Annotated in this window: 22 protein-coding genes; 7 read left to right on the plus strand and 15 right to left on the minus strand. The window is 47.2% G+C overall.

The genetic code is table 11. The features are described from left to right. Positions 1–3: 3 nt before the first annotated feature. From ABIE50_RS28600 to ABIE50_RS28640, 9 genes are all read right to left on the minus strand, one after another. Positions 4–1557, minus strand: coding sequence for a lipopolysaccharide biosynthesis protein (locus ABIE50_RS28600; RefSeq protein WP_209861946.1), 1554 nt, complete (start codon positions 1555–1557; stop codon positions 4–6). A 10-nt stretch (positions 1558–1567) separates the two neighbouring features. Continuing rightward, positions 1568–2665 carry a GDP-mannose 4,6-dehydratase gene (gene gmd, locus ABIE50_RS28605; RefSeq protein WP_209861948.1) on the minus strand — a complete coding sequence of 366 codons (1098 nt, stop codon included), beginning with the start codon at positions 2663–2665 and terminating at the stop codon, positions 1568–1570. 30 nt (positions 2666–2695) lie between these two features. Next, complete coding sequence (locus ABIE50_RS28610) at positions 2696–4042, minus strand: UDP-glucose dehydrogenase family protein (RefSeq protein WP_209861951.1); 1347 nt, start codon at positions 4040–4042, stop codon at positions 2696–2698. Between the two features lie 11 nt (positions 4043–4053). Next, positions 4054–4998, minus strand: a complete 945-nt coding sequence (gene fcl / locus ABIE50_RS28615) for a GDP-L-fucose synthase (RefSeq protein ID WP_142686430.1) — start codon at positions 4996–4998, stop codon at positions 4054–4056. A gap of 25 nt (positions 4999–5023) precedes the next feature. Next, positions 5024–6046, minus strand: coding sequence for a mannose-1-phosphate guanylyltransferase (locus ABIE50_RS28620; RefSeq protein ID WP_209861954.1), 1023 nt, complete (start codon positions 6044–6046; stop codon positions 5024–5026). 18 nt (positions 6047–6064) lie between these two features. Beyond that, entirely contained in the window at positions 6065–6577 is a 513-nt protein-coding gene (locus tag ABIE50_RS28625) for a transcription termination/antitermination NusG family protein (RefSeq protein ID WP_142686428.1), read from the minus strand. Between the two features lie 102 nt (positions 6578–6679). Next, a complete protein-coding gene (locus ABIE50_RS28630; RefSeq protein ID WP_209861957.1) occupies positions 6680–9031 on the minus strand; it encodes a GumC family protein in 2352 nt (783 codons plus the stop codon). 3 nt (positions 9032–9034) lie between these two features. After that, complete coding sequence (locus ABIE50_RS28635; protein ID WP_354028217.1) at positions 9035–9769, minus strand: polysaccharide biosynthesis/export family protein; 735 nt, start codon at positions 9767–9769, stop codon at positions 9035–9037. Between the two features lie 199 nt (positions 9770–9968). Beyond that, positions 9969–10688, minus strand: coding sequence for a response regulator (locus ABIE50_RS28640; RefSeq protein WP_209861962.1), 720 nt, complete (start codon positions 10686–10688; stop codon positions 9969–9971). A gap of 333 nt (positions 10689–11021) precedes the next feature. Here ABIE50_RS28640 and ABIE50_RS28645 point away from each other — a divergent pair, with 333 nt between their 5' ends. After that, the gene (locus ABIE50_RS28645; RefSeq protein WP_209861965.1) at positions 11022–11738 is read left to right on the plus strand and encodes a sensor histidine kinase; all 717 of its coding nucleotides are present in this window, start codon (positions 11022–11024) and stop codon (positions 11736–11738) included. Here the strand turns inward: ABIE50_RS28645 and ABIE50_RS28650 are convergent. Then, positions 11735–12835 carry a T9SS type B sorting domain-containing protein gene (locus ABIE50_RS28650; RefSeq protein ID WP_209861968.1) on the minus strand — a complete coding sequence of 367 codons (1101 nt, stop codon included), beginning with the start codon at positions 12833–12835 and terminating at the stop codon, positions 11735–11737. The genes ABIE50_RS28645 and ABIE50_RS28650 overlap by 4 nt on opposite strands. A gap of 175 nt (positions 12836–13010) precedes the next feature. Between ABIE50_RS28650 and ABIE50_RS28655 the strand changes: the two genes are divergently transcribed. Further along, complete coding sequence (locus ABIE50_RS28655; RefSeq protein WP_209861970.1) at positions 13011–13961, plus strand: DUF6845 domain-containing protein; 951 nt, start codon at positions 13011–13013, stop codon at positions 13959–13961. 63 nt (positions 13962–14024) lie between these two features. On the opposite strand, the gene ABIE50_RS28660 is transcribed toward ABIE50_RS28655, so the two are convergent. Then, entirely contained in the window at positions 14025–14969 is a 945-nt protein-coding gene (locus ABIE50_RS28660) for a DUF6607 family protein (protein WP_209861973.1), read from the minus strand. Positions 14970–15232: 263 nt separating this feature from the next. Here ABIE50_RS28660 and ABIE50_RS28665 point away from each other — a divergent pair, with 263 nt between their 5' ends. The 3 genes from ABIE50_RS28665 (at position 15233) to ABIE50_RS28675 (ending at position 18664) form a co-directional block, all read left to right on the plus strand. Next, positions 15233–15946, plus strand: coding sequence for a pirin family protein (locus ABIE50_RS28665; protein WP_209861976.1), 714 nt, complete (start codon positions 15233–15235; stop codon positions 15944–15946). A gap of 140 nt (positions 15947–16086) precedes the next feature. Further along, positions 16087–17628 (plus strand): sensor histidine kinase, encoded by a 1542-nt coding sequence (locus ABIE50_RS28670; protein ID WP_209861978.1) that lies wholly within the window; start codon positions 16087–16089, stop codon positions 17626–17628. Further along, on the plus strand, positions 17606–18664 hold the full coding sequence (locus tag ABIE50_RS28675; RefSeq protein ID WP_209861981.1) for a response regulator: 1059 nt from the start codon (positions 17606–17608) through the stop codon (positions 18662–18664). The genes ABIE50_RS28670 and ABIE50_RS28675 overlap by 23 nt, the downstream gene beginning before the upstream one ends. A 5-nt stretch (positions 18665–18669) precedes the next feature. Here the strand turns inward: ABIE50_RS28675 and ABIE50_RS28680 are convergent, their stop codons facing one another. The 4 genes from ABIE50_RS28680 to ABIE50_RS28695 all read right to left on the minus strand — a co-directional run bounded on the left by ABIE50_RS28680 (position 18670) and on the right by ABIE50_RS28695 (position 21920). Continuing rightward, positions 18670–19050: a hypothetical protein gene (locus ABIE50_RS28680; protein ID WP_209861983.1), complete on the minus strand. Its 381-nt coding sequence runs from the start codon at positions 19048–19050 to the stop codon at positions 18670–18672. Between the two features lie 11 nt (positions 19051–19061). Next, a complete protein-coding gene (locus tag ABIE50_RS28685) occupies positions 19062–19748 on the minus strand; it encodes a hypothetical protein (RefSeq protein WP_209861985.1) in 687 nt (228 codons plus the stop codon). Positions 19749–19931: 183 nt separating this feature from the next. Continuing rightward, a complete protein-coding gene (locus ABIE50_RS28690; protein ID WP_209861987.1) occupies positions 19932–21455 on the minus strand; it encodes an ArnT family glycosyltransferase in 1524 nt (507 codons plus the stop codon). A gap of 153 nt (positions 21456–21608) precedes the next feature. After that, complete coding sequence (locus ABIE50_RS28695; protein ID WP_209861990.1) at positions 21609–21920, minus strand: hypothetical protein; 312 nt, start codon at positions 21918–21920, stop codon at positions 21609–21611. 184 nt (positions 21921–22104) lie between these two features. Here ABIE50_RS28695 and ABIE50_RS28700 point away from each other — a divergent pair, with 184 nt between their 5' ends. Together ABIE50_RS28700 and ABIE50_RS28705 are read left to right on the plus strand one after the other, a co-directional pair. Then, complete coding sequence (locus tag ABIE50_RS28700) at positions 22105–24606, plus strand: cation-translocating P-type ATPase (RefSeq protein WP_209861993.1); 2502 nt, start codon at positions 22105–22107, stop codon at positions 24604–24606. A gap of 9 nt (positions 24607–24615) precedes the next feature. Further along, on the plus strand, positions 24616–25590 hold the full coding sequence (locus ABIE50_RS28705; protein WP_209861995.1) for a 2-hydroxyacid dehydrogenase: 975 nt from the start codon (positions 24616–24618) through the stop codon (positions 25588–25590). Positions 25591–25610: the final 20 nt, after the last annotated feature.

Genomic DNA, 25610 nt, shown 5'->3' on the forward strand with positions numbered 1-25610 from the left:
ATGTTAATTCGCTTTTAATACCACCAGTCTCGCCTGTAGTTTTGTAAAAATCCTGTTGAGCAATTGTTCCACTTTTGCCGTTTCATCTGTTGTAAGCCCGATAAGCCGGATCAGGAACACAATACTTATAATACTTACCAATGTTGTTATACCCAGCCTTACAAACCCTTCCGCCATGAATAACTGCGGAATACAGGACAGTCCGGCTGCCAGCAGTACCGGCACTATTGCCTTAATGACCACCTGCCGTGTAAATACGGCCGGCGACAAACCCGTGATATTCTTCGCAGCCACCATACGGTAAACACCACTCACTACTTCTATTACGATAGCACTGATAAGCACTGATGATGCGGGATATCCTGCTTTCAGCAGCAGCCAGGCAATGGGTATATTGAACAGCACCATAGTGCTCACTATCACCTGGTACTTCCTTATTTTGCCCACCGACTGCACCGCCACCTGTATGCCCGATGATAACTGGTTGATCAATGTAGCGATGATGACAAGGCGGCACATCATTACCGTAAAAGCAGGTACTTGTTTTAACCAGCATTGCAATACAAAAGGCATTTCTATCATCATGGGGATAGCAAAGAAACTCAGCAGGTAGAAGGAAAACTTACTGGCAATCATGGCCAGGCGCAACATACGGGGACGGTCGCCACTGCCTTCACTTTTAATGATCTGCGGGTTCAACGCCCGCAGCATGGTAACAGAAAAGTAGCTGAGCTGTGCATTTACCTGGTTAGCGATGCCATAAGCGGCATTTACAATAGTGCCAAAGAAAATATTCAGCAAAAGGGCAAGCCCCTGGTTACGTGCTACAAAACTGCCCGCGCCAAACATATTCCATCCTGCATAGGCAAACATCTCTTTCAGCAGGTTGCGATCGAAATACTTCCGTATCCGGATACGGCTTTCTTCATATTTCACTGCACAGTACACCTGTTTGAATACGAGCAGTAATATAGTAAGCAGTGCCATCAGTCCCCCATACACAATCAGCCGGTCGTAAGAAGTATATTGCAGGCTGAGCGCAATGAGCAACTTGCCTACAGATTCTACAATACCCAATATAGCCACCATTACCATGTTCTCCTGTGCTATCAGCGTAGCATCATAAGGCACGGAAATGATGGTAAAGAAAGCGCTGACCACCATGAACTGGAAAATGAGTTTGGCTGCCGCTGTGCGGGATGCCGGGTAGTTAAGCACATGATCAAAAAGGTAACTCCCCATTACTTCAAACAACAGCACCAGGGCCAGTCCTAATACAAAGTGCAGCAATACGCTGGAATTAAACACCAGTCTCAGTTTATGCGCATCCCTGGTACCCAGGTGAAACGACATATACCGTTGCGTGCTGATAGTCATTGCCATGTTCAGGAAAGATAACATGGCAATGACCCCGCTGATCAGGTTAAACAATCCATAGTCTGCCGCGCCCAGGAGATTAAGTACCAGCCTGGTGGCGTACAGGGAAATAAAAACGGTGATCAGCATCCGTCCGTATAGCGCGCCTGTATTCAGTATAACCCTGTTTGCTACCTGCATGTTGCTTATATTATCCGATTAAATGTTCCAGTTGTGTAACTTCTTTTTTTGCAAACAATGCCACATCGCCGGCCATCATTTCCTTTACCAGTGCAGCCAGGTCGTAAGCGGGTTCCCATCCCAGCACTGTTTTGGACTTGGTGGGGTCGCCTATAAGCAGCTCTACTTCTGTAGGCCGGAAATAACGCGGATCAATAGCCACTACTTCCTTTCCTAACGGCAACGCATATACCTCATTTGTACAGGCCGTTACAGTGCCAATTTCTTCCACACCGGTACCGGAGAAAGTGATCTCAATACCCAATTCTGCAAAGGCCATGCGCACAAATTCCCTTACGGTGGTGGTGATGCCGGTGGCAATTACATAATCGTCCGGCGTTTCCTGCTGCAGGATACGCCACATTGCCTCCACATAGTCTTTCGCATGGCCCCAGTCGCGTTGTGCATCCAGGTTGCCCAGATACAGTTTATCCTGTAATCCCAGGGCAATAGCAGCCGCTCCCCTGGTGATTTTGCGGGTCACGAAAGTTTCGCCACGGAGGGGGCTCTCATGGTTAAAAAGGATCCCGTTGCAGGCATACATACCATATGCCTCGCGGTAGTTTACAGTGATCCAGTAGGCATATAATTTAGCAACGGCATAAGGGCTGCGGGGATAAAACGGCGTGGTTTCGCGTTGCGGTACTTCCTGTACCAGCCCGTATAACTCAGAGGTACTGGCCTGATAGATACGTGTTTTCTTTTCCATTTTCAGGATACGCAGCGCTTCCAGGAGCCGCAGGGTACCGATGCCGTCTGCGTTGGCAGTATATTCCGGCGTATCGAAGCTCACGCGCACATGGCTCATAGCCGCCAGGTTGTATATTTCGTCGGGTTGGGTTTCCTGTATAATGCGTATGAGGTTGGTGCTATCAGTCATATCGCCGTAATGCAAACGGAAACGCACATTCTCGCTGTGCATATCCTGGTAGAGATGATCAATTCTTTCTGTATTGATCAGTGAGGCGCGGCGTTTTACGCCATGTACCATATATCCTTTTCCCAGCAGCAGTTCTGCCAGATAAGCGCCATCCTGGCCGGTAATACCTGTTATCAGGGCTACTTTCATACGATTATTATTTTAGTGATAAAGAAATAGTTATTGCATGAGCGCATTTACTGCGGCAGCGGCATTATTACCGATACCATAATAGGTGAACCCGTGTTTTACCAGTTGTACATCATCATAGATATTCCTGCCATCGAACAGTAACGGCGTTTGCAGTAAACTGTGCAGGCGCGGCCAGTCGGGCATCCGGAAGGCATTCCATTCCGTTACCAGTAGTACAGCATCTGCACCTTCCGCCGCGGCATACATATCCTTTGCAAAGGTGACGCTGTTGCCCAGCAGCGGTAATGCTTCCTCCATGGCAACGGGATCGTATACACGAACCTGTGCGCCGGCATCCAGCAGGCTGTTGATCAGCACCAGGGATGGCGCTTCCCGCATATCGTCGGTATTGGGCTTAAACGACAACCCCCATATGGCAAATGTGCGGCCCCTGATATCCCCATCGAAATGACGGAGCACTTTATCTGATAATATTTTTTTCTGGTCTTCATTTACTGCTTCTACTGCTTCCAGGATACGAAGCTGGTAGCCATATTCGCGGCCGGTCTGGATCAGGGCTTTTACATCTTTAGGAAAACAGGAGCCTCCGTAACCAATACCCGGATACAGGAAATGTTTTCCTATACGGGGATCGCTGCCAATGCCTTTGCGCACCTGGTTCACATCTGCTCCAACCAGCGTGCATACATTGGCGATATCATTCATGTAGGAGATCCGCGTGGCCAACATGGCGTTGGCGGCATATTTGGTCATCTCTGCGGAAGCAATATCCATAAACAACAACGGGTGCCCGTTTAATACGAAAGGGCGGTATAGCTGCTCCAATACTTCACGGGCATGAGTGGTGCTCACACCGGCGACTATACGATCCGGTTTCAGGAAATCATTAACGGCTGCACCTTCCTTCAGGAATTCAGGGTTAGAAGCTACGTCGTATTCGATAAACTTTCCGCGGGCGGAAAGACTTTCCTTTACCGCGCGGTTCACACGGGCAGCGGTACCCACCGGCACCGTGCTTTTTGTGACCAGCAGCAGGTAATGCTCCATGTGCTGCCCTACTTCACGCGCCACCTGCAATACATATTTCAGATCAGCGCTGCCATCTTCTCCCGGCGGCGTTCCCACCGCGATGAATACCACTTCTGCACCGGGCAATGCACTGGCCAGTGAAGTAGTGAATGCAAGACGGCCGTCGGCCTGATTGCGCATCACCATTTCAGGCAAGCCTGGTTCGTAGATAGGCAATACCCCTTGCTGAAGCCTTGCTATCTTTCCTGCATCCACATCCACGCAGGTAACACTGGTTCCCACTTCGGCCAGGCATGCACCGGTAACCAGTCCTACATATCCTGTTCCTACAATGACTACTTTCATACCACTGGTTTTTAAGATTGTAATTTGAACTGATCCTGCTGCAGGAAATCGCGGTAAGCCATTACCAACCCTTCTTTCAGGCTGATACTGTGTTTCCATCCCAGGCGGTGCAGCTTCGATACATCCATGAGCTTACGGGGCGTGCCATCGGGTTTTGTGTCGTCAAAAATGATGTCTCCTTCGTAGCATACCACTTCCCGGATGTATTCTGCCAGTTGCCTGATAGTGATATCTTCTCCCTTCCCTATGTTCACCGGTTCTTTGTCGTTGTAATGCTGCATGAGATATACACAGGCATCTGCCAGGTCATCTGCAAAAAGAAATTCCCGTTTAGGCGTTCCCGTTCCCCATACGGTTACGGAAGGCTTCTGGTTTACTTTGGCTTCATGAAAGCGGCGGATCAGCGCCGGCAGCACATGTGCATTCTCCGGATGATAATTATCGCCGATACCAAACAGATTGGTAGGCATTACGCTGATAAAGTTGCAACCATACTGATCGCGGTAAGCTTCGCATAACTTGATGCCTGCGATCTTAGCGATGGCATAAGGCTCATTGGTTTGCTCCAGCAAACCTGTTAGCAGGAAGCTTTCCTTAATAGGCTGCGGGGCCATACGGGGATAGATGCAGGAACTCCCGAGGAACTGCAGCTTGGTAACATTATGTTTCCATGCTGCATGGATCACATTGGCGGCAATCATGAGGTTGTCGTAAAGGAACTCCGCACGATAGGTATTATTGGCATGGATACCACCTACTTTGGCGGCAGCCAGGAATACATACGCCGGTTTTTCCTTTGCAAAAAACTCGTCTACCGCAGCGGCATTCCTTAAATCCAGGCTGCCGGATGAGCGGGTGATAATGTGCTGGTAACCTAGTGTTTCCAGTCTTCTTTTAATAGCACTTCCTACCATTCCGCGGTGGCCGGCTACATATATAAGATCGTTTGCCTCCATACGTATTGATTGATTGTGTTTATGTTTAAAGCAATTCCGGGCGGTTTTCCCTTACCCATTGATGCAGTTGTTTAATATCCTGACCACTGCCTTTCTGCATGATGAGCAGTGCGCTTTCCGTGTTCACCACTACCATGTTCTCCACACCTACCAGGGCTACCAGTTTGTCTTTCCCGATCACCATGCTTTTGCGCGGATCGCTTTGAATAAATACTGCCTGGTGATTCCTGTACTGGTAATGATGTGAGAGGGCATCTGCCAGCGCTTCATAGCTGCCTACATCGCTCCAGTCCATTTTACTGGGCACTACTTTTACGATATCGCTTTTCTCCAATACGGCATAGTCGATGCTGTCAGCCGGTATGGCTTCCATGCTTTCCCTCGACAACACACCGGTCTGCTTCCATTCTTCCGCTGCAATGGCAGCAGCTTCATAAATGGCCGGTGCATGCTTTTGCAGTTCCTGCAGCATGATGCCTGCCTTACAACAGAAGATACCGCTGTTCCAGAGGAACCCGCCGGCCGCCAGCATAGCTTCCGCTACCGTGCGATCAGGTTTTTCCACGAAACGAAGTACATCGTGACCGGAATAACTGATGTAGCCGAACCCGGTATCAGGGCGCGTAGGCACCAGGCCAATGGTAACAATATGATTACCTGCAGCCAGCAGGCCGGCCGTTTCAATGGCCATGGCATATCTGTCTGGCGTACCAATAAGGTGATCTGCCGGTGTGATCAGCAATATGGTTTCCGGCGCCGTGGTAAAGGCTGCCAGGGCAATCGCTGCGGCGGTGTTACGGCCTACAGGTTCTGCCAGGCATACCGGGGCAGCCGCACCGGCCTGTTTCAGTTGTTCCTGCACAATGGCAGATTGTTGCTCATTAACAATTGCCATTACTTTACCACAGGCAAAACGGTTCCGCCGGAAGGCCAGCTGTAAAAGACTATAGCCATCAAACAGGGTAAGTAACTGCTTGGGCGTTTGCTGGTTAGACAATGGCCATAACCGCGTGCCGGAGCCACCGCAAAGGAGAATATGCTGCATCATGGAATGATTGGTTTATGGTCAGTAATGATGTCCGTTAACGGTTTTATGTCCTGTGATCACTGTCATTTCCCTGGATGGCACCGTTGCTACCAGCATGCAGCCCAGGGTGCTCAGTTCCACCTTTACACGATTGCGGCTGATCTGTAGTATTTTGGCTGAAGTGGCCGTACGTTGTTGCTGTTCTTCTTTCGCCTGTATGGGAAACTTCTCTACAGACACGTCTTCATAATCACGGATAAAATGACGGATCAGAGCTATTTCATGATCCGGTATCACTGCCGGTTGCCCCAGCCAGTACACAAAATTGATCACGTTGTCTGTTTCCTTTACCACCCAGCTCCTGCTTTCAGGAATATGCACAAATACGTAGGATGGAAAAAGAGGTTCCTGGATGATCTTACGGGCACGTACCACTGGTGTAGCGGGAACGTAGTGCTCCACCTTTTTTCGGGTGAAAAGGTCTGCCACTTTTTTTTCGCATTTGGGCCGGGTATATACCGCATACCAGACCGGAGGCTGTTCATTAAACATAGTAGCCGGTTTTAAGGTGATCGGATAGTTTTGTGGAGAATTTATAAAGGCAGGTGCAGGCAATGTATTGCCCTTTGGTTATTTTGAGTGATTACAGCGTTGTTATTTTACGCTGCGTCTGAATAATCCTGGTTTCTTTGTTACTTCCGTGTATCCGTATCCGTTAATATCTCCATATCCGGACCCATACCCGTATCCTGCCACTCCCTGCCGTTTGATACCGTTAAACACAATGTTCAGTTTTCCCAGTTCTTTATTCTGGTATAACTCCTCAATCAGTTTAAGGTAATTCTTCGGGGTACGCTGATGGCGCACCACATACAAGGTGGCATCACAATAGGGCGATATCAGGCGGGCATCGGTTACCAGCCCTACAGGGGCCGAGTCAATGATGATATAATCGAAACGTTCTTTCAGTTCATTCAGCAATCGTTCCAGCTCACCGTTGAGAATAAGCTCGCTGGGATTGGGCGGCATTATACCAGCAGACAGAAGATAGAGATACTCATTGTCTCCCACCGGCTGCAATATCTGCTGCAGGGTTGCCTTTCCAACAAGGTAGTTGCTGATGCCGGGGTCTGCACGCATGTTCAGCATTTTACTGACCATTGGCTTTCTCAGGTCAAACTCCAGCAATACTACTTTCTTTTTGGCAAGCGATAGGCTCATGGCCAGGTTAACGGATATAAAGCTCTTTCCCTCGCCTGATATGGAAGACGTGATCAGTAATGTTTTCCGGTCGCCGTTCAATCCTATGTAAGACAACGACGTTCTCAATGCCCTGAATTGTTCTGCCACAGCCGTTCTGCTGTTGTTGGACATTACTATCGCTTCTTTGCCGTCATGGTACATGATCTCTGATGCAATAGGCGCGGTTGTTACTTTCTCAATATCTGCACGGAACATTACTTCACGGTTCATCATATCTTTCACCGATACGCATCCTGCCACCAGTGCCAGTGCCAGTAGTACAGAGATGCCGACCACCATTGGTTTCTGCGGACTAAAAGCATATGCTGCCGCCTCCGCAGCATCTACCACACGGCTGTCTGATACTGCCGCTGCATATGCCAGTGCGGTTTCTTCTCTTTTCTCCAGCAGGAAGGTGTAGATATTATTTTTGATCACCTGCTGCCTGCTTACCTCCAGCAATGCTTTTTCTTTTCCCGGCACGCTGCGGATAATACCCATATTGCGGCTGTTCTCTGCCTGGAGGCGGGCCAGGCCAGCCTGAAGATTAGTGCGCAGGCTCCCGATATTCTCCATAATAGCGGGTTTCAGGCGATCTACCTGCCGGGTTAAACTTGCCAGCAACGGGCTGTTTTCACCGGTGGTTTTACGCAGCCTTTCCAGTTGCAGTTCCGTTTCAGAAAGCCTGCTTACCAGCTCCAGTAACACCGGATCAGATAAACCCAGTGTACCCGGAACAATATTACCACCGGGATTTTGGCTGGTAACGTATTTTTCAATGGCATCCAGTACAGATAGCTGCATATTGGCTTCACTGATCTTGCGGTCATTTTCCTGCACGCCGGCCAGGAATATTTTACTTTGCTCACTGATATCAACAATACCCTGCGCGGTTTTGAAATGCTCCACTTCTGTTTCCGCCTGCCCCAGCTCTGCACTGACAATGCGCAGGCGCTCTTCCACAAACCGCATGGTATTGGCGGAGGTCCTGTTCTTATCTTCCACAGCTGCCTGGCTATACACACGGATCAGTTCATTCACAATATCTTCTCCACGTTCCGGTGCGGCATCGGTATATTCAAGATCCACTACACTGCCGGCTTTTGCAGCAGGCATAATTTTCATGGTAGCGAGAATGATCTGCATCCACGTTTTTTCATTCATGATATGCAGTACATAACCGGCGGTCGTATCTGCATGTTTGCCCTGCGCTTTGATAAGCATTCTTCCCCAGCGCGTTTGTATGGTATCATTCAGCGGGTATTTCTTACCATCAATGGCTACACGTTTTTGCACAGGATCGTATGTAAAAGGCCAGTTGCCGGTAAATGCCAGCTGTATTGCTTCCGGCTCCAGGAAAATGAATTTCAGCGGACTATCTTTATAAAGAACCACATCTCTGATCTTTCCTTTTTCTATTACTTCTCCATAAAGATTAAGATTCCTTATCACTTCTTTTGTAAGGGTACGTGATTTTAGTATTTCAATTTCATTCTCCATTACCGTTTTGTTGCCACCCATAAGATCAAGCGATTGCAGCATATCACTGGCAGCAAGACCATTCGTAGCTTCCTGTACCAGGAGCACGCCGGAAATTTTATATAAAGGAGTAGCATAACGGATATAAAGAAAAGCAACTGCCAATGCTATTACTACCGCGCCTGCAAAGAAAGGCCAGTAAGGCAGATAGCGCGAGCGGATAATAGTAAGCAAACTCTGGGGAGTTTCCGCGTGCTGGATTTTATGTCCGTTAACTTTTTGCATAGCCTAATTATTAATAACCAACCGGTCGAGGATAATAACGAGTAAAGAGAGACTGCTGAGAATAATAGGCAGTATCTGCCGGGAACGGTCAGCCGTCGCTACTTTTGATTTATTGGGCTCCACATACAGGATATCATTTGGTTGCAGAAAGTAATAGGGAGAATTCAGGACACGCTTGTCGTTCAGATCTATGCGCCGTATAATCCGCTGCCCGTCTATCTCCCGGATCAACAGGATGTTATTGCGTTTACCAAACACTGTAATATCACCCGCCATTCCCAATGCTTCCAGCACTGATATTTTCTCGTTGGTTACATTTACCACGGTCGGTTTATTCACCTCGCCCAGTATAGTTACGCGATAGTTGAGAAACCGTATGCTCACCACCGGATCTACCAGGAGTTTTCGTTCAACGAGCTGATCATGCAGGTATACAGTGAGTGCTTTCTTTGTAAGGCCGGCTACTTTAACAGCGCCCAGTATCGGGTACTGTATATATCCCTGTTCGTCTACCAGGAAACCTCCCAGCATAGCGCCGGCTCCTGCATTTGCGCCACCTGCACCGGAAGCGGAGGTCATATTGGATACATTATAGATGATCACATCCTCCGGGTTCAGACTGCTTACATTGATCTGTAGTATATCGTTCTTCTGGATACGGGGGTCCAAACTGCTATCTGATGGTAATAGCACCGTATCTCTCACATCATTGAAATAAACAGCATTTTTGGTTGACACGCACGAAGTAAACAAACAACTTAAGCATAGCAATCCCAATCCCATCCAGGTTAAGCAGGTTTTCAATATCATCGTATGGCATTTAACATCATCACTTACACTGTCCGTTCACCGCAATACAATATTACTTCAGAAGCAGGTGGCATTCAATTACTCAACACAGTACAAATGAGGATGATCGGCATGACGTCCTTACTTATCAAAGTAAGTTAGCATCCACAGCCATGAACATATCAAATAAATTGAAATCTGAATAAATTGTTTGAAGTAAGATAAAAAAGAGAGTGGTGAATAAATTATTTGAAAGAATTTTTGATATTAATTCAGCTTTGGTTGAAACGTTTAGTTTAAAATACACTTTTTTCAGATGTTGGTTTACTGTAAACACGGTTACAAACAACTTGGCTGCCATTTCCTTATATGAGTAACCTTCCTTCAGAAGAGCCACCAATTCATATTCCCTGCGGGTAAGTTTGTCTTTGATACTTTCCAGCGGATCTTTATTAATATGAGTAATGAGTAAATGTGCAGCCCGTGGTGATAAAGAAGCGCCGCTTTGCACGGTATCCATCACCGACTGATAAATATCACTGAGGCGGCTGGATTTAATAACATAACCGCTGGCACCGTTCTTTATGGCTTCAATAATGTATTGCTGCTCTTCGTGACCCGACAATACAATCACCTTTGTATCAGGGTATAGCCGCTTTACTTCGCGGAGCCCTTCAATGCCCGATATCCCCGGCAGGGTAATATCAAGCAGGATTACTTTCACATCCGGATAAGTAATGGGCAAGGCCATAAATTCCTCTATTGATTTACAGGCAAACATCACCTTACATTCCTGGAAATCTTCCAGGAATTCACGGTAATTACTTAGCAGAAAATGGTTGTCTTCTATGATTCCAAGGTTGATCATGGCAAAAAGGGGATATGGTTCGAAATGATATGGCTTATTAAGATAATCTGATGGTAAATATAACTGTAAAAATGATAGCTAAACAGTATAAATTATTATTAATGTGTTTCGAGTTAGTAAACAATAAAGAACAGAACACAGGGTTCTCATCAATCAAATTATAAAATATCATATATACATAAATAAAGAGTCTATGTTAATTAAACAATACCAAATCATACTTTTTTAAAAATATAGATAAGTTTCGTATATTGTGTACATAACCAGTATTTGTCCGCTAACCCGATATCCTTCGAAATAGGAACCTTATTCAGAATCAACCAAAATAAAAGTATGCTGAACGATATCAACAGGCATGCAGAAGACCAGAGATCGTTACCCGAAATGCGATCGGACCTTATAGCAATGGCTACGCATGAATTTAAAACACCGATCACCGCCATCTCATCTTCCATAGAATTACTGGAAACGAAAATGCAGCGGGACGAGTTAATGCTACCGTTTTACGAGCGCAACCTATCCCGGATCAAGGAAGAAATAGGCATCCTGAGCAACATGGTAGACGATATACTTGCTACCGGCAGCATGGTGGCCGGCAACCAGGTAGCCCAACCGGAAGAAACAGATCTGCCCGTATTTGCTACCATGATCCGGCAACAATATTTCAGTCGCCGTGCCGATCAGCGGCAGCTTCGTATCAGGATATACGGGCGCCCCCGCACTATACTTATCGACAGAAGTCACCTCGCTGGCATTCTTACCAATCTCATTGGCAATGCTTTTAAATACTCTTCCGGTAATCCGTTACTCAGCATACATTACCGGAAAAATAACCTATGCATCAAAGTAAAAGACAATGGTATCGGTATACCGGAAGCGGATATACGTTTTTTATTCACACCTTACTTCCGTGCCGCAAATGCACGCAGTAAAGAAGGCACCGGCCTCGGGCTTGCCATTGTAAAATCCTATGTAGCAGCCAACAACGGGCATATTACGGTAAACAGCACTACTACCGGTTCTGTTTTCATAGTTACCTTTAATTATTAACGGATCAACGTTACTGTTCCTTTAAGCACATGCTGCCCACCCCGGCTGTCGGTATAGGTACATATATATACATAGGCCTGCACTCCTGCCGGCATTCCTTTATAACTTCCATCCCATCCTGCTTCAGGCGCCTCAGCTGAAAAGACCAGTGCCCCCCATCTGTCGTATACCCGTAACCGGTAGTCGTGTATGGCATCGTATACCTTTGGCCGGAATAAATCGTTTTGCCCGTCGCCGTTGGGACTGAATGCGCCGGGCATTACCACCATACAGTTTCTCCAGGGAGATTCCACTTTAATATTATCACCGGCGCTGTAATCATGCGCGTCTGCTATTTCCGCCATATGCATACCCGCTGCAAGCCCAGGGAAAGCGCTGTCCGTTTGCCATTGCCCGTTGTCCAGGCGATACCTGAATGGGGGCGCTCCCCCCGATACATGCAGCATGATCCGTCCGTCCGCCACATCACCACAACTGCATGGCTTCACACTGGCCTGTATCACCGGTGGTATGAGCGGATCAATAGCAGAAAGGTTGTCCATCAGCAGGGCAATACCATACATGCTTTTGTTACAGGGAGAAGTTGGATACGCCCAACAGGAAATATAAGCATAGTTATGATGTGGCCGGAGCACTGCATGGTACCGCCGCCAGTTTTCATGGGTAAAATTCCCCGACATCCATAACAGTTCCGCAGTATCACCAGGCGCATTACCTCCGAAAATGGCCATGTTGCCATAACAGGCCGGGTACAAATAATAAAGAGTATAGGCCAGATCCATGCTCAGTACATAGACGCTATCCTGCTTAAGCGGAACCGGTAATTGCTGTGCAATCCCCTCCAGGAAACCTTTCCCGCTATGCATACCTATATAACTGTTACCTGCTGAAGGAGCCAGCAGGATCTCAAAAACGCCCGGCTGCGTATCCGGCGTACCATCTGCCACCAGCCAGTGAGCCGGGATAAGGCCTTTCCCGGTACGGCCTTCCAGCGAAGGGTTATTCAAGGATATTCGCTGTGCCTCCGCAGGCACATACAACGCCAGAAACAGCCAGCAGCAAAGTATTCCGCCTATAATCGAGAGATCTGAAAACATGCCGCCTATTTACCACGATAAAATTACCGGTTATAAAAATGACAGCATATACTCATAAGAGTAGTTTGTTACCCTACTTTTTCTTTTGTTTTATGTGCCTGAAAAAATATCTTTGCCCACGTAAAAAACCCCGGCACGCCGTTGTGCCATTGTTTAATCCGAAAAAATCTTTATCATGAAAAGATCCGTACTGTATTTTGCCCTGGGAGTCTCCCTGCTCACCACTTTTGTGTCATGTAATGAAACCGGCAAAAAAGACGGTAACAGTGCTTACGCGGATAAATCCGCATCATCAGCAAATGACGTGATTGAGTACACCAACCTGATCGTAGACCTGTCGAACAAAAACTCCGATTATGTAGAGCGCCTCGTAAACAATGCCGACCGCGTTACCGAAATGTTATCAGGGAAAGGCAATCCTACATTTCTCAGCACTATTATCAAACCCGTAATGATCGGCATGATCAGTCATGGAAAGGTGAAAGTGGAAGAACCTGTAGATGCCTTAAATAAGGAAGATCAACAGTTCTTCAAAGAAAAAGTAGCCAGTTTTAAAGGCTCATTCGACAAATTAAAAACCACTTACACTCAGCTGGATGATTACCTGAGAGCACAGGACTATAAAGACGATAAAGGCGCAAAAGGCCTTGCACTGGCAGATTCTATCCGCAGCGGCGCCCAGGCGTTCTTCGAACAGAAAACCATCCTGATGAAAAGAGTGAGCGAAGTGGCAGACGCCAGTGAAGCCATCATCCTGAAAGACAGCCCTTTAAAAGATTATGTACTGGCCATGAAAGGTGATATGCAGGCAGTACGTGATTACATTAACCTGCTTGGAGAAAACGGTGCGGACTTTACAAAAATCAGCGACAAAGCACAGGCAGCCTATGATGCCCTGGAAAAAAATCAGGCTGCACATGCCGGACTCGATATGGCCAACGCTGCGAAAGAAAGCAAAGAAGGCTATTATAAGAGCTTCTACGACAGCTTCCACGACTTCCTCATCACTGCCAAAAGAATTATGCGCGATGCCAAAGAAAAAGGCCAGATGACGGACAGTCAGCTCGAAAGCCTTGACAGTGCGCTCGATAGTATGATCAGCAGGTATAACAGCTTTACTAAGTAAGTTTTCCGAAAAAATAAAAAACCGCAGCCAGGAATGGCTGCGGTGCTTTTCTTATCCACTCGTTTATCGTTGTAAACTCAACGCTGTATTATGCGAAAACTGTTGTAATGTAGCCGCTATGGTCTTTTCCAGTTCAGCGCCCGCCAGCTCTTTACGGAACGCTTTCTCCTCCAGTGCGGACATCACCTTATATAACGGTTCATTATTTACTTTCTTCTGCAGGTTAATTTCACTGCTCTCCCCATAGATCTTATCCCAGCCTTTACGTACTACTGCCCAGAAAGATTTATGTTGCTCCCACCACTCTTTCGCCTGCTGGCATCTGCTTTCACCGGTGCGGTTGTAGGTGTTCAACCCCTTTTCTCCTACTATCACCTTATCCACACCATTGGCGCGAACCACCTTTTTGTTGTCCTGCTCATGTATGGAGCCCGTAGTAGTAATTTCATGATGGTTTACCCGGTGCAACACGTTATAGTCTTTGCGGGTAGTGTACTCCCTGCGAGGCAATGGCGCATCGGATGCGGCTTCCCAGTAATGACGGCCATCAGTGTGTACCCAGGTGGCGGAACCCTCGTAGCGGGGCTCATCATCCACGCCATATACCTTCTGCGACCACTGACCTTTTACCTGTGCAGCGGGCAGCGTTATCTTCTTCCACTGGTTATCCTGTGCATAGGTCAGCAGTTGCTGGTTCTCGTACTGCCAGTCTTCCGTCCAGTGCTTGATTACAAAACTATCTGCAATGAGCAGATGCTGCAATACAATACGGTGCGGATCTTCTGCTGCTACTGTTACATATTCAATAGCGTCAACAATTTTATGATATCCTTTGGGTGTATAGCCGGTATCTGCCGGAAATGTTTCTGTATACTCAAAAGTCACTTCCTGGCAGCCACACATACTTTTGATGGCAGCTTTGTCCTGTGCCAGTTTATCCTCTCCTTTCTGGGCGGATACTGCCAGCGTTGTGAATGTAATGATGGTTAAAATGGAAATATGTTTCATAAAAAATAAATGAGTGGTTAGTTGAAATTACGTGTGCCGTTAGGCTGATAAGCAAACCTGAAATTATCATAGCGGGTGACAGAATTCTGGTCCGGTGCAGCCGGAGCGTCTTTATAATAGACGCAAAAGTACGTGCATAAAAACAAGCGCCCTTACCAATTTGGGAAAGTTATTTACGAGATCCGGAAATTTGCATTTAACTTAGTTAACCCGGAACACCACCGGTATGGAAATATTCTACATCAATACCTGATCATTAAATTATGAAAACAAAATACTTCCCTGCGGCCGACAGGGGCATTAAAGACATAGGCTGGCTGAAAAGTAATTTCTTTTTCAGTTTCAGCGATTTTTACGATCCCATGCGTAGTGCTTTCGGAACCCTGTTCGCTTTTAACGACGATTATGTGGAAGCCGGTAAAGGATTTGGTATCCATCCGCATGTAAATATGGAAATCATTTCCATTTTACTGAAAGGAAAGATGAACCATAAAGATACCATGGGATACAGTACCGAAATAACTGCGCCCGCCGTACAGATCATGAGCGCCGGCAGCGGGTTAAGGCATGAAGAGTATAATATAGGTACGGAAGAAGTGAACTTCCTCCAGATATGGATTGCTCCCAAACAACAAAACATTGCACCACGATACCAGCAGAGAAATTTCCCGCTGGAAAAAAGAAAGAACAAACTGGTAACGGTGGTATCGGGCGAGGAAGGAATGGAGCATTGCTGGATCAACCAGAATGCAAAACTGTCGCTGGGTTATTATGAACAGCCAAGCAGCATTACCTATACTTTTAACCCGGTAAATAAATGCCTGTTCATTTTCTCCATTTCCGGCGGACTGAGAATACAGGAACAGGTGCTGCAGCCCCGCGATGCATTTGGAGTATGGGAAACCGGTGAAGTGATACTGCAGTGCGGGGAAAAAACCGAGTTCCTGATCATCGAAACACCTGTCAATCAAAAGTAAACGTCTGCTTAATACATATTAATTACAAACATATTATTACTTTTATAAAATATAACATTCCTATTTTCTCATACAGGTAATTTATTCCGCCGGGAATCATTAAATTTATATAGCACCGCTCCAAAGGGTCAATTACCTGTATGATTAATATCTCTCAAAATAATTACATAGGTTTCGATGTACTCTTTAACCACGCCGCCACCAGTATACTGGTAGCTGACAACCAGCACCGCATCCTGATGGCCAACCCCTTCCTGCTTAACCAGTTTGGCTATACGAAAGAAGAATTAACGGGTCAGTTAGTAAGCCAGCTTCTCCCTCATAGCGGTAAAGAACAACAAGCCTTACGGAAAAACGGCAGCCAGTTCCCTGCGGAAATAAGCCAGTCGGAGCACGCTACACCGGAAGGAATACTAACTATTATCCACATTACCGATACTACAGATCGCCGCAATGCAGAAATGACATTACGGGAGCTGTCGCAGCAGCGGAAAGAAGCTGCCGTGAAAGACAGATCCCTTCAGCGGATGACCAGCTTCCTCAACAGTTTATGGACCAGTACCGGCGCTATGATCATCGTTATCAATAACGATGGCTTTATCAGGTGGTTCAATCCTGCTGCTGAAAGGATACTGGGATATAAAGCCAGCGAAGTGGTGGACGTATATACGCCCATGCTGTTCCATGATCCGGAAGAGGTGGCCCTCCGGGCAGAAGAATTTTCCGGACAGCTGAACCAGCCTGTTGCCCCAGGCATAGAAACCCTTATCATTAAAGCCAGGCTAAACCTGTGCAACGAATATGAATGGCAGTACATCCGGAAAGACGGCACCAGGCTGCCGGTATCTCTTACGGTATCCGCCATAAGCGATGCCAGCGATATTACCGGTTATATTGGTATAGCTATTGACCTTTCCCGCATTAAAATGGCGGAATCTGAACTGAGGAGCTCCCTGGAAAAAGAACGGGAGCTTAATGAACTCAAATCCAGGTTTGTATCCCTGGCCTCCCACGAATTCAGAACACCACTCAGCGCTATCCTGTCTTCCATTTACCTGGTATCCAAATATGAATCAGATGATGATGTAGCTAAACGAAGCAAACATATCCAACGCATTATTTCTTCAGTGAATATGCTGACAGATATACTGAACGACTTCCTGTCTGTAGGAAAAATAGAAGAAGGAAAGATACAGGTACGCCATAGTGTTTTCGACGCCGGGAAACATATCAGCAATATCCTCGGCGAAATGGACGGACTTAAAAAATCAAAACAGAATATTTACTATGCCCACCATGGCGCGGCCCAGGCCTGCATGGATCCTACACTGTTAAAGCACATTGTTATGAACCTCGTATCCAATGCCATCAAATTTTCCCCAGAGGGGGCCATTATTTCCATCCATTCACAATGCAGCGACGGCACATTCCGTTTGTCCGTAAAAGACAAAGGGATAGGTATCTCGGCAGAAGACCGCCAGCATCTTTTTGAGCGGTTCTTCCGCAGCCAGCACGTATCCAACATCCAGGGCACGGGGCTGGGATTACATATTGTAGCCAGGTATGCAGAACTTATGAACGGCTCAGTTTCCTGTGACAGCAGCCCTGAAAAGGGTACTGAATTTATTGTTACGGTTCCTTTCCCCAAAACTGATCATAATGGAAAAAATATTGCTGATTGAAGATAACCCGGCTATCTGCGAAAACGTAGCGGAAATCCTGGAACTGGCCAACTACCGGGTGCTTACCGCCACCAACGGTAAAGAAGGAGTGGCCATGGCGCTGGAACACCTTCCTGATCTGATCGTATGCGATATTATGATGCCCGTGCTGGATGGCTACGGCGTATTGCACATGCTGCATAAAAACAAAGCTTTGCAAAAAACGCCGTTCATCTTCCTTACAGCCAAAGCAGAAAGAACAGATATGCGGAAAGGAATGGAACTGGGGGCAGATGATTATATCACCAAGCCTTTTGAAGGCACAGAGTTACTCAGCGCTATTGAAAGCCGTCTGAAAAGATGCGCGGAGATCAGACAGGATACGGTAACCGGTTTGCATGGACTCCAGGTACTGCTGTCTGCCAGTACCGGCAAAGATCCGCTTACCATGCTCAGGGAAGACCGCAACACCAATCATTATAAGAAGAAACAAAGCATTTATGCGGCAGGCAACCGCCCGGACTACCTGTACTACCTGCTGCAGGGAAAAGTGAAAACATACAAACGTAACGATGATGGCAAGGAACTGATCATCGGTTTGTATAATAAAGGCGATTTCCTGGGATATAATGCCTTACTCGAAGGCGGTAACTACCAGGAATATGCCGAAGCCATGGAAGACACGCTGCTGGCGGTTATCCCGCAAAAAGACTTTGAACAGCTGATCAGCAGTAACCCCGAGGTGCTGGGTAAATTCATCCAGCTGTTATCCAAAGAAATGGCAGAGAAAGAACAGCAGCTGATAGGGCTGGCATATAATTCACTTCGCAAAAAAGTAGCAGAAGCATTACTGACGCTCGACAAGAAATATAACACTGAAGGCAATAAACATTTTACGATTGATATCAGCCGGGAGAACCTCGCCGCGGTGGCAGGGGTGGCAAAAGAGTCGCTGATACGGACATTGGGCGACTTCAGGGATGAGGAACTGATTACATTAAAAGAGGGACAAATTGCCGTGCTATCTGTCAAAAAGCTGGCAGCACTGGTTAATTAAGGGAGCTACACTTTTTCTGCCGCAATAAAAACAAGGAAGGCCACTCTCAACCGGTCATATTCCTGCATCATTCCTTCCATATCACTTTTCAGCACGGCATACAAGTGAGGGGAAGGCACTCCCGCCGGTTGCTTATTCAGCCATTCCAGCTGCTCCCCAACTTCGTGTCTTAACAGGATAAGCGATTCCTCCCTATCCAGCATGGTAAGCTGGAACTCTTCCGCCTCTTCAATAAATGACCGCCGCGTTGTTTCCTTCAACGCTGCCGCCAACCGGTTGATCAGCGAGGCATTATCTTCTCTTAAGGCTTTCAGTATCCTGATCCAGTTACTGCATGCTTCCTTGTAAGCGGCTATATCTGCTTCAGTCAGAGGTTCATAAGACATATTGATAATTGCTAGTTGTAATAGGTTTGCTGCATCTGCAGGCCCTTATCCGCACTCCATCTCTTCAACAGCTGACATAAATGTTGCTGATGATGGTTCATCTGGCGGATGCCGGACATTAAGCCCATTAAATGCCGGAGATACTGCTCACCCGGCAAATAATTCTCCCTCTTTGCAACATCTTCCAGCGCAACCATCATCGATTTACTTTGTAAAACAAATTCCCTTACTACTTTATATAACTTGTTAATATGTTCCTGCCCCGGTTCTGCAACAGGTTCCCTTTTCCTGGACCTTACAGACGGCTGCAATTCCTGTTTCATGTTACGCAGGATCACATTATGGTAAATGGACACTTCCCGGTAAAAATGAATGAGCAGATCACTGAAGTCGATATACAATCCCGGCAAATTACCTGAAGACGCCTGCACCTGTGTGTAAAAATCCTCCAGCATTTCCAGTACCCTGGCTGTTTCGGGCCCTGCTTTCTCCACAATACAACGCTGTATTTCCTCAGCATACCGGTCGTTGTTGCCCGGCATTCCCAGCTGCATATCCAATAATGTTTTCACACCGGCATGACGACCATATTGCCTGAAAATATAATTCCCATATTTACGCAAATGCCTGATGGGGAAAAAAAGAAAACCTTCACAAAATTTCCGCTGACGGGAGGTAGGAGTTAATCCGCTGAACATGATTTGCATTTTTTTAAGAGGTAAAAGTACCACCGCTGATAGAAACGATGATACCTTCTCAACAGCACATCTCACTTTTTGCTTACACCAGGGAATCCAGGTGGATGCCCAAATGTTATAACAAAACTAACCAAGGATCTGCTATTGAACAATGACGCGCATTACCCCTCCCGATGACTGTCATCATTTTTTAAGATGACGGGGATCATTCTCTCCCTGCGGAGGCTGGTAATCCATGCAGCGGTAAACAAGGAATTTCCTTACTACACGGCCATGCTGGGTAACAATAATAGGGGGCAGGGAATGGATGGCACTGAAATATGGCGTCAGTTCCTCTTCTACAAACTCCCGCTCATCCACATCATCATTTACATCGGTGAGCGAATTGATAAACAGTGCATTCTTTCCTTTTAAGGCATGTATATCAGTACCTATAAAATCGAACTGCAGGGCGTTTTCGCCGATGATATTGCGGGAATAAACCATCCTGCCCAGGTACAGGTTCAGCATTGCGCTGGTCTTATAATCATCTGCAGAAAAAATAAAATCATCAGGATATTCCCTTGCCAGTGTTTTTACGCCTGCTCCCAGCCCTTTCCACCCTATCATGGTATCATCGGAATGAATAGGCACCGGGTAAAAAACAATTTCCACCGCCAGCGCAAGATGTATTACTAATGAGCAGATCCACTGCCAGCGCACATATTTGAAAGTGATCCAGGTGCTTACCCATATAATGCCTGTAATATAAGCGGGCATCATCCAGTTGATCTTTACCCAGTAAATGGGAGAGATCAGCAGGAAAATGGCAAAAATGGGGATAAAGAAACATAACAGGAACAGCGACCGGGCAGAGATCCGGTGAATATGCCATCCGTATTTGCGTACCAGCCTGTACACGTAATACAACAACGCAAAAAATAACACCGGTAACAGGATAGCCGCCTGGTGACCAATTACTCCAAAGAAATCCAGGGGGCGGAATTCTATTCCGCCTACCCTTTCGGACGACTGGAACCTGAAAGAAGCGAAGTTGTTATTCACATTCCAGATCACTACCGGTAAAATAGTAATAAAGAAAAAGAGAATGCTGGCAAAGAACCAGGGCGACCATAAATACCGCCGGTGCTGCCCGGACAGCAACAGGAAGAGCACTGCGCCGGCTGGCAGGAAAACAGCCGTATATTTACTGTCGAAGGCCAGTCCCATGGCAATCCCTGCCCATATCCAATAAGCTTTACGCTGTTCAAACACTGCCCGGTACACTGCTATCAGCGATAGGGTCCAGAACAGCAGCAAAGGCACATCCGGTGTGGATACCAGCGATAAAATGGTGATCATCAGTGTGGCGCCCAACAGCAACAGGCCATTCCAGGCCCGCTCTTTAGGAAGGAAACAACGCGCCAGGGTATAAAAAGCCAGGAGCGTACCAATGGTTACCAGGGTATCTGCCAGTTTGATCACAAACACATGGCTGCCCAGCAGGTCTGTAAAAGCACGCAGGATCCATGCAATGGCCGGGGGATGATCGAAATACGACAAGGCAAAATGCTGCCCGTAAAAATAATAATAGGCATCCTGGGGCATGGCCCCCATAATGCCTATAAAGGAAAATCTCAGCAGTACGATGAACCCTATCGCAGCAGCCATCCGTTTATTTGCTGTGATATAGGCAACAAAATGCTTACTCCCCGATAGTTCCTGCATATTTAGGCTGACAGTTAGTTGTGACAGATGTTGTGACCAGATGCCCCCGTTTTCCGCAATCTCTGTGCCGCTTGGTAATTTTACCGGGCGGCTTAACTATAATTAACACAAGTACCCTCTTCCGGTTAAGTCTTAAATACACCGTTATAACAGCTATAAACCCGTAACCGTAAAGGCTTTGAAAAATGCACCGGCAACCGTTATTGCCGGCAGGTACCAGTTGAAATTGCCTGGCAGGTAATTCAACTGGTACCTGCGTTGGGGTAATACCAGGCTATGGATCACTGCTACCGGCGCAGGGAGGATCACCAGTTTGAGGAAATCCCCTGACAACAATGCCACAATTCTCTCCTTACTGGCAACCGATACCAATCTTGCGCGCCCATGCCACGTAAACGCATCAACGTTTTTACCAGCCAGGTTAGCGGGATCCGGGCGCCGCCCGCACAACAAACCAACCGGCATTTTATTTAGCCGCAGGAATACGACGTCCCGCCTCCTGGTATTACCCTGCGCTGACCTTATCAAAGACTATCTTTCAAAAACTCAAAAAAAAATCAATATAATCAGCACAATCATTGAGTCAGACAAAATCCGCGCTTTTAAAATTCGTAAATTTATTGCAGCACTCTCACCAAAACGACCATTCATGGCTGGACAGATCAATTTACCGGAGCATATCAAAGGTTTGGATGAAGCAGCTGTTACAGCTTCAAGACAACAATATGGCAGCAATACCCCACCGCAGCCCGCTACCAGTCCACTGATGGCCGTACTGAAAGAGATCATGGAAGAACCCATGCTGGTGCTGCTGATAGCGGTTACCGCCATTTATTTTGTGATGGGCGAACTTGGCGAGGCCTATTTCATGCTGGCTGCCATTGCACTGGTATCGGGCATCTCCTTCTACCAGGACAGCCGTAGCCGTAAAGCGCTGGAAGCACTGGAAGAAATGAATGAACCACTCAGCAAGGTTATCCGTAACGGGGAACTTGTCAGTATCCCAACCAGCGAAATTGTTAAGGGAGACATGATGCTGGTCTCTGAAGGGAATACGATCAATGCCGATGGGATTATTATACACAGCAACGATTTTTCGGTCAATGAATCCGCCCTTACCGGCGAGGCCTATGCTGTATTCAAACAGGCCGGCAACAATGATAGTAACGTATACAGTGGTACCGTGGTGGTATCCGGGCTTGCCATTTGTGAAGTGCAGGAAATCGGCGCGCAAACAAAGATCGGCAAACTGGGCACCGCTATGCTGAACATCAAAGAAGAAACCACTCCCCTGCAATTACAGATCCGACAGTTCGTAAAATGGATGGCCGTAGCCGGTATAATCGTTTTCCTGGCAGTATGGCTGTTCAACTATATCCGCAGCGGCAGCGTTACCGATAGTTTGCTGAAAGGCTTAACATTGGCCATGTCTATCCTGCCCGAAGAAATACCGGTGGCCTTTACCACTTTTATGGCACTGGGTTCCAGGCGACTGATGCAGATGGGCATTATTGTAAAAAAGATCCGGACTGTAGAAGCACTTGGCAGTGCCACGGTGATCTGCACCGATAAAACGGGCACCATTACTGAAAATAAAATGAGCCTGCAGGCGGTATATAACGGAACCGACTATACGCTATATGAAAAAGGACACTTTCCTCTTGCGCTGATCACTACCGCCATGTGGGCCAGCGAGCCGGTACCGTTTGACCCGATGGAGAAAACACTGCACCGGCTATACGAAGAAATGACACCGGCAGATGAACGGAGCAGTTATACAATGGTTCATGAATACCCGCTGGAAGGCAAGCCTCCGATGATGACGCATATTTTCGGCAATGCTGCCGGGAAACGCATCGTGGCAGCGAAAGGAGCGCCGGAAGCGATACTGCAGGTTTCCCATCTCCCGGAAAAAGAAAAACAGCAGATCCTTGACCAGGTAAATGAGCTCGCCGCAAAAGGATACCGGGTACTTGGCGTAGCTACTTCCGGCTTTACCGGCAACAACTACCCCGCCACACAACAGGAACTGCCCTTTGTTTTTACAGGTTTACTGGCCTTTTATGATCCGCCCAAAAGCAATATCGGCGAAGTATTCAGGCACTTCTACCAGGCAGGCATCAAGGTGAAGATCATTACAGGCGACAACGCCGTTACCACCCGCGCGATAGCCCGGCAGGCAGGATTAGAACAGGCAGATGAAGCAATAAACGGTGACACGCTGATGCAAATGGAAGAGAAAAAGATGCAGTATGCCCTGCGGTCCGTCAACATTTTTACGCGCATGTTCCCCGAAGCTAAACTTGCTGCCATCAATGCTTTGAAAGCAGATAATGAAGTAGTGGCCATGACCGGCGACGGCGTAAATGATGGCCCTGCGCTCAAAGCGGCCCATATAGGCATTGCGATGGGCAAAAAAGGAACGGAGATCGCCAAACAGGCGGCTGCGCTGATCCTTGTAAACGATGATCTCAGCGGTATGGTGGACGCCATTGCCATGGGACGCAGGATCTATACCAATATCAAAAAGGCCGTACAATATATTATCTCCATCCATATCCCTATCATACTCACGGTATCCCTCCCGCTGTTCCTGGGCTGGGTATACCCGGACATTTTCACACCGGTGCATGTTATTTTCCTGGAAGTGATCATGGGGCCCACCTGCTCCATTGTATATGAAAATGAGCCTATGGAAGAAAACGCCATGCAGCAGCCACCACGGCCTATCACACAAACTTTCCTGTCTTTCCGGGAAATGAATATCAGCATCCTGCAGGGGCTCATGATCACCGCAGGTGTAATGGCCGCTTACCAGTGGAGCGTAGCACGCGGAGCGGATGAAGTGCTCACCCGCAGTATGGTATTCACCACGCTGGTATTCGCCAATATTTTCCTTACCTTGGTTAACCGTTCATTCTATTATTCCTTTATACACAGCATGCGCAACCGGAATCAGCTGATGGTGGGCGTTATCGGCATCACCCTGCTGCTGCTGGCTGTTATGCTATATGCGCCCCCGGTGGCGCGATTCTTCAGTATTACCGGTCTTTCACCGTATGAGCTGCTGCTATGCACAGCTATCAGCGCAGCATCGGTATTATGGTTTGAAATATGGAAACTGGGGAAAAGAAGATTACAAGGCAATTAAACTGATGATATGAAGGTATTCACAACAAGGATCATCCCGGAAGAAGGATTACAACTGCTGCAACGTGCAGGCTTTACCGTTACTCAATGGCAGGAAGAAAAAGAAATGACGCCTGCACAGAGAGTGCAGTTCTGTAAAGAAAGTGACGCCATGCTTTTTGCCGGTGGCGAAAAACTGGACCGCACATTTTTAGAACAATGCAGGCACCTGAAAGTGATCAGTCTTTTATCTGTAGGATATGACAACGTAGACCTGAAAGCAGCAACAGAACTGGGATTGCAGATCACCAATACACCGGGCGTACTGAGCAACGCCACTGCTGATACCGCTTTTTTACTGATGCTGTCCGTAGCCCGCAAAGCATTCTTTCAGCACAAAAGGATTATAAAAGGTGAATGGGGGTTTTCCACACCCACTGCTAACCTGGGCATCGATATAGAAGGGAAAACGCTGGGGATATGGGGATTAGGTAATATAGGAACGGTGATGGCTAAACGCTGTAAAGCAGCTTTTGGTATGAAAATCATTTACTGCAACCGTCATCGCAATGAGGCAGCTGAAAAAGAACTGGATGCCACCTTTGTTGGTTTTGATGAACTGTTGCAACAAAGCGATGTTATCAGCATACATACCTCCCTTACCCCGGAAACAAAAGAAAAGTTTAATAAAGACGCCTTCCGGAAAATGAAGCCCACCGCTATTTTTATTAATGCGGCAAGGGGAGGCATCCACAACGAAACAGACCTCATTGCCGCACTGCAGGATGGCGAAATATGGGGCGCAGGCCTGGATGTTACCAACCCCGAGCCCATGCAGCCCAACAACCCGTTGCTGAACATGCCTACAGTAGCAGTGTTGCCGCATATCGGCTCGGCTACGCAGGAAACCAGGAACGCCATGTCCAGGATCGCGGCACAGAATGTAATTGCCGCATTAACCGGCGAACCGGTGCCCAACCCGGTAAATCATCTTTACAACCTGTAAAGGCTGCCGGTTAATACATA

This window comes from Chitinophaga sp. OAE865 (assembly GCF_040546735.1).
Taxonomy (GTDB): domain Bacteria; phylum Bacteroidota; class Bacteroidia; order Chitinophagales; family Chitinophagaceae; genus Chitinophaga; species Chitinophaga polysaccharea_A.